Raw genomic sequence first — 13524 nt, forward strand, 5'->3', positions numbered from 1 at the left:
GTTACTGGTACAGCCGGGGACTTGCACCCCAATTCTCCCAAACGCGCAGGTAAACCGCGCATTCGTGCGTCTCCGCACCACCATCTAGGCCATCGATTATTACCGTCAAAATGGTATCACGCAAAAGGGCCTCGCACGCAGGCGAAGCCCAAGGTAAAAGCTATTGTTTGCGATAGGAAAATGCGGTGACGGTCGCGGCCTCTAGTGCTTGCCGCCGTGACTGTTGAGCCAGATATTGCGGCCCAGCATAAGCGCCAGCACCAGTGCGCTGACGTAGCCCATAAAGCCAATGACCGGGATACCAAACACAACCGGCTCGATGCGCGCGTAGTACACCACCGACGAACCGATAAACAGGCCAGCAATCACAATTGCCATCGACATGCGGTCGATAATTCCGCCCAGCTGTCGCAGCGCCTTATCGCTGCTCATGATCTGCGTGTTCACCTTAAGCTGGCCGCGCGTGAGCATGCGCGAAGCCAGGCCAAGATACTCGGCCGCCTCGAGCGAGCCCTTCGCCGCGCGATAGCTGCTCGCGGCAAGATCGCGCCCCATGTCGCGCACGCGCGTATAGGTGCTTTTCTCGTTTTTAATGTGCGTTTGGATGATCTGGATCATGTTGACGTTGGGCATGTACTCGGTCAGCAAACCCTCGAGCGTCACCATGCCGCGCGCGAACATCGTTACCACGCTCGGCAGCTCAACGTCGTTTTTGCGCGCCAGGTTTAACAGCGAGGTCAAAAACTCGCCGATATCCAGATCCTTCAGGTCAAGGCCTGCAAAGTCTGCGACGATAAAGTCCAAATCGGACAAAAAGGCCGAATGATCGAGCTCAGCCGAGTCGCCACGCGTCACGGCGAAGCGCATGAGCGAATCCTTGAGCTTGGGCACGTCACCCTCAGCCACGGCGAAAATCATGTCCTTGACGATACCGCGATCGTGACTCGACATGCGTCCGACCATGCCCAAGTCGATAAAGTAAACGATGCCGTCCTTGAGAATAATGTTTCCCGCATGCGGGTCGGCATGGAAAAAGCCGTCGTCGAGCACCTGCGTCGAGTAGTCCTCGACAATCGCGGCACCGATCATTTCCAAGTCATAGCCCGCGGCCACCAAGCGTTCAGGATCGGCGATCGAAATGCCGTCGACGTAGTCCATAACCACCACGTGCTCGGTGCACAAGTCCAGATAGGATTTAGGGCACGTCACGCCATGAACGCTCTTATGGAACTCGTAGAAGTCGTTGAGGTTTTTGGCCTCGGCCAAAAAGTTGGTCTCCTCGCGAAACGAGGTCCACAACTCCTCGACTACGCCGTGCAGGTCAACGAATTGATCGGTGTTGACGAACTTGGAAACGATACGCACCATCGAGCGGATGATATCGATGTCCTGTGCCATAACCTGCTGCGCACCGGGGCGCTGCACCTTAACGGCCACGTCCTCGCCGGTCACCAGGCGGGCACGGTGTACCTGCGCGAGCGACGCGCTTCCGAGCGGATTGGGGTCGATCGCGTCGAACATCTGCCCCAGGCGCTGGCCGTACTCCTCTTCCAGACACCGGAGCACTACCTCATACGGCACCGGCTCTACATCGGAGCGCAGACGACGCAGCTCGTCGCAAAACCGCTGCGGCAAAATCTCGGACCGGTTGGCCAGAATCTGCCCCATCTTGACGAACATGGGGCCGAGTTCCTCGAGCAGGCGGCGCAAACGAACCGGCGTGAGGTTATCCCACACGCGGTACTTTTTGACCAGGCGAACAATCTGCCCGATGCGTTCGCGACGACCCGCCGGCGTGAGCTGGTATTCCTCGTCCGGCGCCATCGCGTCGGGCTCCTCGGGGACCATATCGACAGCGCGCGGCTTCTTGCGAGCGCCCGAGACGGCGGCGTCGACCTCATCGACAACCGCCGCCTCGTCACCCAAGGGATCTAGATTGTTGTAATCGGTGGTGGAATCTGCCATCTGCGCTGCTACTCGGCCTCTTCGGTATCCTTCGCATCGTCGGGCTCAACGGACTCGACGGGCACCGAGGTCACGTTGTCCTCGACCGAATCGACGATGTCGCGCACATGGGCCAGGAAGGCCGTGCGCTCGGGGGCGGTCATGACGCGGACGCGGGCAAGGATGAGCTCGTCAAGCACGCGCTGGGCCGCGGTCTCGCCCTGCATACCCAGACGCTCGGTCAGGTCGGAGATGGTGCCACCGGCCTGCTCGAACATGTCGGACACACTGCGGGCGATATCGGGGGCGCCTGCATCCTTGCGCACCTGCTCGCCCTTGGTATTAAGGTCGTCGAGAACCTTCTTGCTGCCCTCGACGGCAACGGCGGCGGCGCCGAAGCCCACGTTGATGGCGCCGTTAACAAGCTGATCGAGTTTCATAACCATGGTTGTCTCCAATCACAAACAACTGCATTGGCGTTCTTGTACCCAAGATTGAGTGAAAGCGACAAAGCGTTTTAGCGCTATTCGATCGACGGGAAATCCCTACCTCACGTTGTCGTTCATCGCGAAAGAGTTCTTCATGACGCAGCTCGTGGTGTAGAGCACCTTACCCAGTAGAGCATCGGTCTCTACGCGAACACGCTCGGCAAAGGCCTCATTGGCGCGTGCAAGTTCGGCAGGTACCTCGGCCTCAGGCAGAGCGGCTACGGCAGCATCGACGTCATGGATCTGCTTGTGGCCCATGCCACCGACCTTCTCCTGATAATCCTCGACCGCGCGACCGCACTCATGGAAGCGGACGTCGGCCAGCGCGCCGATCAGGCGGTTGGCCCAGTAGAAGTTTTCGGACGTCACGCGAGCCTGCGTGTCGGCATAGTACTCGGGCATGGTCTCGACGTTGGCGTACAGCGGAACCAGCGCGTTAAACGAGTTGGAGCCAAAGGCCATCCACTGCACGGCGCGGTAGGCCGGCTGCGCATAGGGGCGCAGCTGCAACACGGCGAGCTGGCTGTTGCGGTTGATGCCGATGGGGCGATAGGCGCCACGCGTAGCGGGCGTGCCCTTGCTGCCGTAGCAGTCGTACTCCGTGCCCTGGTAGTGGCTCGAAAGCACGTACTTGATGTCCTCGATGGTCACCTTGCGCTCGGGCACGCGGCTCCAGGGGATATCGTCGCTCTCGGGTGTGTAGTCGGCGTCGGGGCCGTCCCACACGTCGCTGGGGTTGAGGCAGCGCTGCATGTACCAGGCGCGCGGCGTGTTGTAAACGTGGTCGCTGTCGCTGTGCGAGCCAAAGGCCTCGCGCGGGTTAAAGACCGCGGCAGGACCGTCGCCCTCGACGCCCAGCGTCAGGTCCAGATGCCACTCGGCCATCCAGGCGCGCAGGTCGGCGGAGCACATGTGGTCGGCCTGGGCGCCCTCGGCGTCATCCAGGTCAAAGCTGTCGATACCCAGCTGGTTGGGCATGGTCACATAGGCGTCGTCAGGCACGCGCTTGGCGATCCAGTGGTGACCGCCGATGGTCTCGAGCCACCAGATCTCGTCCATGTCGCTAAAGGCGATGCCGTTGTTCTCGTAGGTGCCGTAGCGCTCGAGCAGGTTGCCCAGGATACGCACGCCGTCGCGGGAGGACTTGGCATACGGCAGCACCAGGGTCACCATGTCCTCCTCGCCCAGACCGCCGGGCTGCGCCGGAACATAGCCGTCCTCGCCCTCGTTGCCCTTGGCGGGCACGTAGTCGACGAGCGGGTCGGCGCCGCGAACGCGCTCGTTGGTGGTGAGCGTCTCGGTTGCGGACATGCCCACATTGAGCTCGTTGAAACCGGCCTCGGCCCAGATGCCGTGGCCCGGGACAACATCGGGGACGCTCGTGTAGCGCATGGGGTTATCGGGCAGCTCAACGGTCAGGTGACTCAGGACGCTCGTGTAGACGCGCGGCTGCTCGTCGGGATGCACCACGCGCATGCGCTTGGGCTCAAACACCCCGTTGGACGAGTCCTCATTGCGAGCAACCAACGTCGACCCGTCGTAGCTCGCGTTCTTACCAACCAAAATCGTTGTGCACGGCATGCGCATCCTCCTTGAGCGAAGAAATCAAACGATAACAGTGTATCGCTTCGGCGCAGAAAGGGCGAAACCGCGGCGCTGGCAACCCCTGTGGTCAAAAAATGCCAAATATGAGTACTGTCACCAATTTAGTAACAGCAATTTTGCTACGTATGGGTGTCGAAAGTCTACATTTGTTCAAAAATTAGATGATGTAATTCCTCATAGGTCCAATAAAATAAGCTCTCTATCGATAATAAATATCGTTAGAGAGCCTATTTGACCTAAAATATATGTGACTATCTTGGCAACAGTACTCATATTTGGCATTTTTTGTCCACGGGGTATAGAACTAACCCCTCAAACAGCCCAAAACGCCTATTTCGATGCGCGCTCGGCCGCTTCGATCACGTGTTTGGCGAGGATCGCCGTCGTCACAGCGCCCACGCCGCCCGGCACGGGCGTGATGGCGTTAACGACCGGCTCCGCAGCATCAGAATCGACGTCACCCACCAACTTGCCAGCGGCCTCGTCCCAATTAATGCCAACATCAATGATCGTCTGGCCCTCTCGAACCGCATCCACGTCAATCGTACGCGCGCGTCCAACGGCGGCAACCACAATGTCGGCAGCACGGCACTCGGCAGCAAGGTCGTGCGTATGCGTATGGCACGTCGTCACTGTGGCATTGCGAGCCGTAAGCATGGCGGCAACGGGACGGCCAATCACCAGCGACCGACCAACGACCGCGACCTTGGCCCCATCCAGCTCAACGCCGTAATGATCCAGCAAAGCAAGCACGGCTTCGGCTGTGCAGGGGGCAAAACCCTCGCCGCGCCCCGAAAGCGTGGTGAGCAGCGAAGCCGGCGTCATGGAGTCAACGTCCTTGGCAGGATCGAGTGCCGCGGCAACCGCGTCCTCGTCAAGGCCGGCGGGCAGCGGGCGGAACATCAGGCAGCCATGAACAGACGAATCGGTATTGATGTCCTCGATGGCCGCCAACAGCTCGTCCTGCGAAACATCGGCGGGAAGCAAAACGCGGCGAGCCTCAATGCCAACCTTTTCGCAGCGCTTGAGCGCACCGCGCTCGTAGGATAGGTCGTCCTCGCGTTCACCCACGCGCACGATAGCCAGCGTCGGCACAACGCCGCGCTCGCGCAAAGCCACGCAGCGAGCAGCAAGTTCCTCAGTCAAAGCGCGAGCAACGGGGGCACCCTTCAGCAGTTCAGCCATGGCTATCCCCTCTTCCTTGCAGCGTCGGCTGCGCGGCGCGCCAGCGCATCGGCGCGCGGCAACCACGTGTCGAGCAACTCATCACACGCCGTCTCGAGCTCCTCAGCACGAGCGCGATCCTTCATAGACGTGGTGTTCGCAAAGAGCGTCAAGCTCGCGCCCTGCATAGCGGAACGGCAGAACACGGCGCCGCACGCCACATCGGACAGCAGCTGACGCGAACCCTTGTCGGCCATGTCCTCGAGCAGCGCCAGTGCACGCCCGCAGGCATCCATAATGCGATACGGCGGCATAGCGGCCACATGCAGCGCATCCTGAATCGCGGTCGCTCGAGCCGGATCGCCACGCGGAATACCGTACGCCGCGGACACCTGCCCATATGCACGAACGTCCTCGGCAACCAACTCGACAAGCTCCTGGGCCAACTCATCAGCCTGGGCAAACGCACGCGTCAGGTCATCCGCACGATCAGCAAGCGCGGGATTGGTCGCACCGTAGCGGGCAACCATTCCGCACAGCGAGGCGCCCAGCGCGCCCACAAAGGCGCTCGCGCTGCCACCGCCGGGAACCGGCTCGCGCGCGGCCAGCGCCTCGGCAAACCCGCGGCAGGTCTTGTCCATCATCTCTTGGCTCATACACATGCACCTTCAAGTCATATACATCGGTCGGGTGGCAACCGCCGACCGACCGCATCGATCACATAATGGTGCTAAGTCTAGCCCATAAGCACATGGGCGTCAGCGCACCTGGCCATCGCGGATTTCTATGGCACACGATAGGCGGCAGCGACACAAACATGGGACACATGGCCCACGTTTCGAGACTCCCGGGCAGCGGCAACTGGGGCATACATATAGGTAAGGAGCCCCATGTTGGGGCAACGCTCATCACGGCACCGGACGACGAATGGAGGAATCACCGCACAGCAAACAAAGTCATCATGTGCACGCGCAACCGCCGCCCCAGCGATCCGCGGCACACGATGTCCCTGGCAGACAAGGAGGACGCCACCATGAAGAAAAAGACCCTATCAATCCTTTCCCTTTGCATTGCCCTCTTTGCCGCATTTGCCCTTGTCGGCTGCGGCGGGAACGCATCGGGCGGGGGCAGCAGCGCATCCAAGAGCGAGGGCAAGGAAAAGGCCCCCGTCGCCAAGAAGACCGACTTTATCTGGTTTAAGGTCGAGATGCCCGAGGGCGTCGGCGTAAGCGACTCCGCCGGCAAGAATGCCGACAGGGTCCAGCTCACCTTCCCCGAAAACGAGAACGCCTCGGCCGATCGCTTTATCCCCGTTTGGAAAAAAGCGATGACAGCCGAGGAATCCCACGCCGACCAGGCAGAAAAGAAGGGGGATACGTTCCAGTGGAAGGATGGCGGGTCCGTCGAGTATAACGGCAGGACGTGGCTCGTCGGAACATACGAGGACAACAGCGGCATCTCAACCATGCTTTTTACCGACGTTGAGCCGGGAAGCGTCTACGTCCTCATCTCGAACTTCGACCAGCACAAGAAAGAAGCCGAGACGCTCCTCAACTCCATCGAGTTCCCCGATGACATGGCAGAGGCAGTTTCCGAGGCGCGCGAAGTCGAGATTTCGAGCATCGAGCTCAAGTAACGGGACACCCGCACGCGCCTACGCGCACCTGCGCACATGCGCCCCATTAAAGCAACGGGCACCCAACCCCGGGGAGGGCCGACAGGCATCGGCCCTCCCCTCTTTTGGACCCGCGCATATTGCCACTTGTCGGCGCAAATCCGGCCCTCAGAATGGGACATATGGCCCACCCTAGCGAGCCGTCCACGCGTACAGTAAAGGCAGGTAATCCATGGGCGGTTACAGATCGAGGAGGACACGACCATGAAAAAGAAGGCCTTTGCGATTCTCACACTCTGCATCAGTCTCCTTGCCGCGGTTGCCCTGGTGGGTTGCGGCGGAAGCGGCGGCGCTACCGGCAGTGGCGGTGGCGGCGGCGCAGAAAAGCCAGCCGTGGATATGAGGACCGACTTCATTTGGTTTAAGGTCGAGGTGCCCGAGGGCGTCGAGATCACCGACGTTGCCGGCGACACCGCCGACAGGGCCCAGTTTAAGTTCACCGAGAGCGAGCACGCCAGCGATCGCTTCATCCCCGTCTTCGACTCTGACAAGAACGCTGACGAGCTGTTCGACTACGAGGCCAAATGGAAGGCCAACTTTGAGTGGACCGAGAATGATCCCGTCAAGTACAACGGCAAGACTTGGCGCAACGCTTCCTATACACACTCGGGCGGCGTGACGACCGAGTACTTCACCGAAGCAGGCGGCGGCAGCGTCTACGTGAGCATCGACAACGTCGAGGAGCACAAGGACGCCGTCGAGACCATGATGAAGTCTCTGGAGTTTGCCGACGACATCGCCAAGGCCAAGACCGAAGCCATGGGCGTCAAGCTCGACGATATCGAGATCAAGCGCTAAGCGACTGGCGAGCGCAACGGGAAACACGAGCGCGGCGCAAGCAGGCGACGGTACCCCAGCGCTTCGTACCCAGGGAGGGCCGGTAAACCGACCCTCCTTTTCTTATGCCGATAGCCGGCGAACGCGAGGGTGCCGGGCGGCAAAACCACCCCCAGCGCGGTAGCAGCACAAATAGACAAGCGCCCCAACGCGTCCGCCCGCCGATTTATGGCGCCACGCAGACAATTAAGCCAACACGTTTAGACATCCGGGCAGTATAGTGAACAAAATGAGTGCATAACCGCACCCTGCGAACGGAGGAGTTATGACCGAACACCACGCCATCAGCCGTCGAGCATTCACGTTGGGCCTAGGACTCGCAGCATTGTCGCCATTTGTAAGCCTGCCCGAAACCGCGGGATTGGGCCTTCCCGTGCGCGCGGCATTTGCAGAAGACGCTGCCACAGCGTCAGTCAGCCTCGACAATTTCGTCATTCGCCTTCGCCCCGCGGGCTATTTTCGCACCGCGAGCGTCAACCAAGACGGCAACGTTCGCGGCAACGTCTGCCACCTGTTTAACGACGGCACGTCCAGCAAGCTCATCCTTGAGAACGTAACGACCAAGAATGACGATACAAACTGGTATGCTATCCGCACCTTGCTCAATTTCGAAGAGCATAAAAGACGGGCTACAGCATTTGGTCGGTCGACGACGACTCGGACAAAGATGGAAAGGTCATCCACGTATGGGGCGGCGAGTATGACAACAAGCCCAGCCGCGCTTTTGCGTTCGAGCGTCAATCAAACGGAACCTATATCATCCGAGACCGCACGGTCGAGAAAGAAACCGAGAAAAAAGACATTAAGTACCTGGCAATAGAATCGAACGGCGAAGACCAGGACAACAATAAGATCTGCCATAAGAGTAAGAGCATTCCGTGGGAGCTCGAACTTATCGGTTACGACATGAAAAAGAACGATGCCACGGTTAGCAGCCTCGACTGGATCACGTACAGCAGCTACGTCGATGGGCCATGTTGGATGAAATACGTCGACGACAACAAGTTCCTCGACGAGCTGAGCATCCCGGGTACGCACGATTCGGGCACCTGCAGCGTGGACAACGACACTGAGCCCCAATCCTCGCAAGTAAAATGCCAGCAGGATTACATTCCCACGCAGTTGCTCGAAGGCATTCGCTATTTTGATATCCGGCTCGGAAAGGGCGACGACCCCGGTATCGACCACGGGGATTACTACCTGCTCAAAAAAGACGCGTACTTTATGCATCTTTCCGATGTCATAGGCTACTTCAAAACGTTTTTGAACGAAAACCCGACAGAAGCGCTCATCATGCTTGTATCACGAGGCAACGACGAGGCTACCGACAAAAGTGTTACGACGGCTTTCGCCAAGGTTTTGGACGACAACCCCAAACTGTTCTATACGTCGAGCCGAATCCCCACGCTACACGAGGCGCGCGGAAAGATCGTTCTGCTGCGTCGATTTAGGCTCGCCGGCAACAGTGTAAGCGGCCACACGTGGGGCCTCGACCTTACCGAATGGGATGACAAGATCAAGGCTCACTCCGACAGCGCCACTATGTGTCTCGTCCAAGACGCGCGGGGCTTTGAAGCCGCGGGGGAAACAGGCGACAAAGAGCCCTATTGCACCAAGGTATACGCCCAGGACAAGTACAAACTCACGGGAACCGACAAGCTCAGCTGGGTCGATAATGCGCTGAAGGAAACGACCGGGCGCACGCGCAACGAGGTAGATGTCGAGGACGATAACGGGGCCAAGGAGCAAGTCCTGGAGCGCTGCTGGTCTATCAACTACACCAGCTGCACGGGCTTGTCGCACGGAGGCAATCCTTTTACCTCGGCACGAGTAGTCAACGAGCATCTGTACAAGAGCCCGTACATCAATCCCAGCGGCACCGAGGATACAAAGTCAGATTACCTCAAGCACATTGGCATCATCGCATCCGACTTTGTTGATGCGGCGCTGGCCCGGAGCATCTACCAGCGCAATTACGATACGGAGCACAAGCAGACGGCTTCGTACTATCTCCCGTACTATCTCCCGACCCGCATGCGCATGACGTACGGCGACTCGCTGAGCGATGCCTCATTCCAGGATGGCAAGACCGTTGGCGAGGGTCATTTCCGCCTTGCTGACAGCAGCAACGCGCTCAACGCGACAGCTTCGGGCCATGCGTTTGCCATTGAATACGTGGATGTCGACGCCCTGGGCAACGAGACCGTTACGGGGCTGCAGGGCTCTGTGCCCATCGATATCGATCCACGCGCGCTGACGCCCCATTTTGAGGGACTCGAAGGCCTTAAGGCCGGCGAAGACGTGCGCGCCAAGATTGCGGCATCACTCGAGGGCAAGCTCGAAACCGATGCCTGCACGGCCCAGCTCGAGTTTGTGCACGACGCGGACGGCGCTCCGGGCACGGCAATGGCCGAGGGCGAAACATTTGCCGCAGGAACGTACTGGGTGCGCGTGAACGGTCTCTTGGGCGACGCGGCGCAGAACTACACGCTCGCCAGCGACGGAGCCGCAAGCTTTACCGTAGCGGCCTCGGGCAGTGCGGGCGGCACCGGCAGCGACACGGGTTCCAACGCAGGCGGCGCCGACAAGAACGGCAAGAGCAACAAGAGAGGCCAGGGCAAGGGCTCGGGCGGAAAGCTCGCCGACACGGGCGACAGCTCTGGCGTTGCCGCCGGGCTCGCTGCCGCCGCCGTGGCGACAACGGTCGCAGGTGCAGCAATGCTTGCCAGTGACCGCGACAACGCTGGGGACGACAGCGAGTAGGCAAGCCCGCCTTTTAGACACATCGACTCAATCGGGGGCGCAGGACACCGTTCTGTGCCCCCGATTTTTACCTTGGCCCGAACGCCGCCATGGGCTACATCACCATGTTCAGCGCGTTAACAAACTCCTGGGCCTTCGCACGACTGCTCAGACTAAAGACGCAAGCGGTTAACAGTCGATTGCGCAGGAAAACGTCGCGACCCTTGATCCTGTTGACCCCAGTGATGTCCTTAAGGTAAACAATCTCGGTGTGCTTGCCACCAAACGTGCCCTTCTTGAGCACCTCAATACGGTTAGGGTAGATCTTGACGTCTTTAAACCTACCCGAACCTTTATCCTGGAATAGCAGCGTGTTCTTGTCCATGCATGTCACTCCCGTGGGGTTCGCTAAAACTGCCTTTATGGTCACATTTTAGTCACCGCAAGGCTCCCATGCGAAGGTGCCAGACAGCACAGCAATTCGTGTCCGCGCGAGGCTTTAAACTAGATGCGATAAAGATGCATTCCACAAGAGGAAAGTGGGGCGACAGTGATGGGCGAACTGGTAAACCGTGGAGAATCGGCAATCGTGCCCGAAGGTTTTTACAAGCAGGTTTCCTCGATTCTCAACGCCGCTCGCGACAAGGCCTATACCGCCGTTAACTTTGCGATGGTTGAGGCGTATTGGGAGATCGGCAAGAGCATAGTTGATGAGCAGGGCGGAGAGGAGCGCGCCAAGTATGGAGAGGCGCTGCTCAAGGCCCTCGCAATCAGACTTACCAAGGATTTTGGTAAAGGTTTTGGAGCAAGAGAGCTGCGCAAAATGCGTCAGTTCTATCTTGCATTTCCAATTCGGGACTCACTGCGTCCCGAATTGAGCTGGACACATTACCGCAGGTTAATACGCATTCCTGACCCCGAAGCTCGCACCTGGTACATGAACGAATGCGCCGACTCTCGCTGGAGCACGCGCCAGCTCGAACGCCAGATCAACACCATGTTCCGCGAGCGCCTACTTGCCAGCAAAGACAAGGAGGCTGTCACCCAAGAAATCCAAAAGAGCGCCCCAGCTCGTCGCCCCGAGGATATCATCCGCGATCCATATGTACTGGAGTTTTTAGGTTTCTCGGACGATACTGCGTTTCGCGAGAGCGATCTAGAGCAGGCGCTCATCACACATCTTCAGAAGTTCCTGCTGGAGCTTGGCCGTGGCTTCGCTTTCGAGGCGCGCCAAAAGCGCATCACCTTTGATGGGCGCCATTTCTATATTGACCTTGTTTTTTACAACTATCTGATGCGCTGCTTCGTGCTCATCGACCTTAAGACCGATGACCTTACGCATCAGGACCTGGGCCAGATGCAAATGTATGTGAACTACTACACGCGTGAGCTCATGAACGAAGGCGACAATCCGCCCATAGGCATCGTGCTCTGCGCGGACAAAAGCGATTCGATCGTCGAGTACACGCTGCCCGAAGACAACGACCAAGTGTTTGCCGCCAAATACCCGCCGTATCTTCCAAGCAAGGAAGAGCTGGCGCGCGAGCTGAGTGCCGAGTACCGCGCCATCAACGAAGCGACCAATGGCGAAACGCAAGGGTAGCAGCACGTTGCGACCGAAACGCCCGCACGCCTGTGAGCCGTCCCGCGCTGCGCTTCCCTACTTCCCAAAGATCGCAGCGAGCAAGCCCTTGCGTTTGGGCTTTTCTTCTCGGTAGGAACCCTCGACGGCGGCTGCAACCTGGCGCGGTTGCTCGCCGCCTCCACGGCGCACGATCTGGTACAGAAACGGCGACTTAACGTATTTGACCTCGATGGGCGTGGCGTGCACGGTGCTCTCGCCGGACAGATGAAGGCTCAGGTTGAGCGGCGCCACGATATGCGTCTCGCGCTTGTCGCTAAACACCACCGCGGCCGCGCGGCCCGTCTGGCCGTTCACGGCGATGCGCACCTGCTCGCCGTCGCGGCTATCCGTCGCCGGACGATCGACAAAGTAGACCGGCACCATCACCAGACCGTCCTTTTGCTTGCGGGCCTTGCGCGCCCACATGCGAATGCTCTTTTTATTGAGCCCCAGTACCGCCTCGGCATCGTTGCCGGCAATGTCGAGCGCCAGCTTATCAATGACCACCTGGTCCTTGGTAGATGCATCGACGGAGACAACGCGAAAGTCGCCCTCCTGCATGGCAGGATCGAACGGCCCCACCTTGCCAAAGTCCCACGGCTCCAAAATGCCCATAAGACGAACGTCCAGGTAGTTTGCCCGCGGATACGCCCAATCGAGTACCTCGTAGTACACCAAGGTCTCCTTGCTCAGGCCCTTGCCCGGGAAGCTCGCCATCATACGCAGGTCCGCCAGCGCCATGGGGAAATAGAAGAGCATCATGTCGTTTTGGATCGCGTCTTCCACGTCGTGCCCGGCAAAGGCATCCGGGTACTGGCGCACCAGCTGCAGCGCGTTGGCACGTGCCTGCTGCGGTGAGATTTCGCAGGGAATACCCTGCTCCGGCACATACTCCGCACCCACGCCCATGGTCAGACGTTTGCTAAACGTACCGGGCTTGAGCAGGTCGGCAATGCCGATCTTGTTGCCGCAGGACGGGCACTCAAACACACGCTGCGTTGACTCGCCCTCAAAGGACGCGCCGCAGAAGGGGCAGGGAATGCTCACGTGCGTGGCTTCTTGGAACTCCTGCGCCGTGCCGCGGTCCTCCCATAGCAGATGCTCCAGAACCGACTGATTGCGCCAGTGCGAATTAAAGAAATACCAGTCCGGGTCCTCCGGGCGCTCGAGCTGCGACACATGGGTGAGCTTAAGTAGCCCATCGACAACCGTCAGCGGCGCATGGCGAATGCCCAAAGCGCTCTTGGGCTCCCCCGCATCGGCCTGCCACGGAACGACCGTGCCGCAATAGGCGCACTCAAAGCTGCGTTTAGCCTGGTGTGAGTACATAGGGCCGCCGCAGTTTTGGCATTTAATGGCAAACATCTCGTCCATGGAAACGTCCTCCTTTGCACAGGGGCTGTCGACATTAAGTATGTCGAGCAAACTGGCACATGCCCATACCC

The 13524-nt window shown here is 59.3% G+C and carries 12 protein-coding genes; 5 read left to right on the forward strand and 7 right to left on the reverse strand.

Translation table 11 applies throughout. The annotated features are described in order from the left end of the window. Window positions 1-201: 201 nt before the first annotated feature. From DWW73_RS00515 to DWW73_RS00535, 5 genes are all read right to left on the reverse strand, one after another. A complete protein-coding gene (locus DWW73_RS00515) occupies window positions 202-1965 on the reverse strand; it encodes an AarF/ABC1/UbiB kinase family protein (RefSeq protein WP_117778459.1) in 1764 nt (587 codons plus the stop codon). 8 nt (window positions 1966-1973) lie between these two features. Continuing rightward, window positions 1974-2390 carry a hypothetical protein gene (locus DWW73_RS00520; protein WP_055250902.1) on the reverse strand — a complete coding sequence of 139 codons (417 nt, stop codon included), beginning with the start codon at window positions 2388-2390 and terminating at the stop codon, window positions 1974-1976. Window positions 2391-2489: 99 nt separating this feature from the next. Then, entirely contained in the window at window positions 2490-4013 is a 1524-nt protein-coding gene (locus tag DWW73_RS00525; protein ID WP_117778460.1) for a C69 family dipeptidase, read from the reverse strand. A gap of 354 nt (window positions 4014-4367) precedes the next feature. Further along, entirely contained in the window at window positions 4368-5222 is an 855-nt protein-coding gene (locus DWW73_RS00530; RefSeq protein WP_117564484.1) for a bifunctional 5,10-methylenetetrahydrofolate dehydrogenase/5,10-methenyltetrahydrofolate cyclohydrolase, read from the reverse strand. 2 nt (window positions 5223-5224) lie between these two features. Further along, window positions 5225-5857 (reverse strand): cyclodeaminase/cyclohydrolase family protein, encoded by a 633-nt coding sequence (locus DWW73_RS00535; protein WP_157757990.1) that lies wholly within the window; start codon window positions 5855-5857, stop codon window positions 5225-5227. Between the two features lie 377 nt (window positions 5858-6234). Here DWW73_RS00535 and DWW73_RS00540 point away from each other — a divergent pair, with 377 nt between their 5' ends. The 4 genes from DWW73_RS00540 (at window position 6235) to DWW73_RS00555 (ending at window position 10476) form a co-directional block, all read left to right on the forward strand. Next, a complete protein-coding gene (locus tag DWW73_RS00540; RefSeq protein ID WP_147343536.1) occupies window positions 6235-6837 on the forward strand; it encodes a hypothetical protein in 603 nt (200 codons plus the stop codon). 243 nt (window positions 6838-7080) lie between these two features. Further along, window positions 7081-7674 carry a hypothetical protein gene (locus DWW73_RS00545; protein ID WP_117778462.1) on the forward strand — a complete coding sequence of 198 codons (594 nt, stop codon included), beginning with the start codon at window positions 7081-7083 and terminating at the stop codon, window positions 7672-7674. 304 nt (window positions 7675-7978) lie between these two features. Next, window positions 7979-8533 (forward strand): hypothetical protein, encoded by a 555-nt coding sequence (locus DWW73_RS10050; RefSeq protein ID WP_147343537.1) that lies wholly within the window; start codon window positions 7979-7981, stop codon window positions 8531-8533. Between the two features lie 86 nt (window positions 8534-8619). Then, entirely contained in the window at window positions 8620-10476 is a 1857-nt protein-coding gene (locus DWW73_RS00555; RefSeq protein WP_117778464.1) for a phosphatidylinositol-specific phospholipase C, read from the forward strand. A gap of 94 nt (window positions 10477-10570) precedes the next feature. Here the strand turns inward: DWW73_RS00555 and DWW73_RS00560 are convergent, their stop codons facing one another. Continuing rightward, window positions 10571-10840 (reverse strand): hypothetical protein, encoded by a 270-nt coding sequence (locus tag DWW73_RS00560; RefSeq protein WP_117564488.1) that lies wholly within the window; start codon window positions 10838-10840, stop codon window positions 10571-10573. A 168-nt stretch (window positions 10841-11008) separates the two neighbouring features. On the opposite strand from DWW73_RS00560, the gene DWW73_RS00565 reads away from it, so the two are divergent. Next, on the forward strand, window positions 11009-12058 hold the full coding sequence (locus DWW73_RS00565; RefSeq protein ID WP_117778465.1) for a YhcG family protein: 1050 nt from the start codon (window positions 11009-11011) through the stop codon (window positions 12056-12058). A gap of 57 nt (window positions 12059-12115) precedes the next feature. Here DWW73_RS00565 and DWW73_RS00570 read toward each other — a convergent pair whose 3' ends face one another. Next, the gene (locus DWW73_RS00570; protein ID WP_117778466.1) at window positions 12116-13453 is read right to left on the reverse strand and encodes a hypothetical protein; all 1338 of its coding nucleotides are present in this window, start codon (window positions 13451-13453) and stop codon (window positions 12116-12118) included. Window positions 13454-13524 lie beyond the last annotated feature (71 nt).

Source organism: Collinsella sp. AF16-8 (assembly GCF_003462695.1).
Lineage (GTDB): Bacteria > Actinomycetota > Coriobacteriia > Coriobacteriales > Coriobacteriaceae > Collinsella.

Bases quoted from the DNA above. Each gene is read 5' to 3' on its own strand.
- DWW73_RS00515 (WP_117778459.1), bottom strand. From the start codon at position 1,965: ATGGCAGATTCCACCACCGATTACAACAATCTAGATCCCTTGGGTGAC.
- DWW73_RS00520 (WP_055250902.1), bottom strand. From the start codon at position 2,390: ATGGTTATGAAACTCGATCAGCTTGTTAACGGCGCCATCAACGTGGGC.
- DWW73_RS00525 (WP_117778460.1), bottom strand. From the start codon at position 4,013: ATGCCGTGCACAACGATTTTGGTTGGTAAGAACGCGAGCTACGACGGG.
- DWW73_RS00530 (WP_117564484.1), bottom strand. From the start codon at position 5,222: ATGGCTGAACTGCTGAAGGGTGCCCCCGTTGCTCGCGCTTTGACTGAG.
- DWW73_RS00535 (WP_157757990.1), bottom strand. From the start codon at position 5,857: ATGAGCCAAGAGATGATGGACAAGACCTGCCGCGGGTTTGCCGAGGCG.
- DWW73_RS00540 (WP_147343536.1), top strand. From the start codon at position 6,235: ATGAAGAAAAAGACCCTATCAATCCTTTCCCTTTGCATTGCCCTCTTT.
- DWW73_RS00545 (WP_117778462.1), top strand. From the start codon at position 7,081: ATGAAAAAGAAGGCCTTTGCGATTCTCACACTCTGCATCAGTCTCCTT.
- DWW73_RS10050 (WP_147343537.1), top strand. From the start codon at position 7,979: ATGACCGAACACCACGCCATCAGCCGTCGAGCATTCACGTTGGGCCTA.
- DWW73_RS00555 (WP_117778464.1), top strand. From the start codon at position 8,620: ATGAAAAAGAACGATGCCACGGTTAGCAGCCTCGACTGGATCACGTAC.
- DWW73_RS00560 (WP_117564488.1), bottom strand. From the start codon at position 10,840: ATGGACAAGAACACGCTGCTATTCCAGGATAAAGGTTCGGGTAGGTTT.
- DWW73_RS00565 (WP_117778465.1), top strand. From the start codon at position 11,009: ATGGGCGAACTGGTAAACCGTGGAGAATCGGCAATCGTGCCCGAAGGT.
- DWW73_RS00570 (WP_117778466.1), bottom strand. From the start codon at position 13,453: ATGGACGAGATGTTTGCCATTAAATGCCAAAACTGCGGCGGCCCTATG.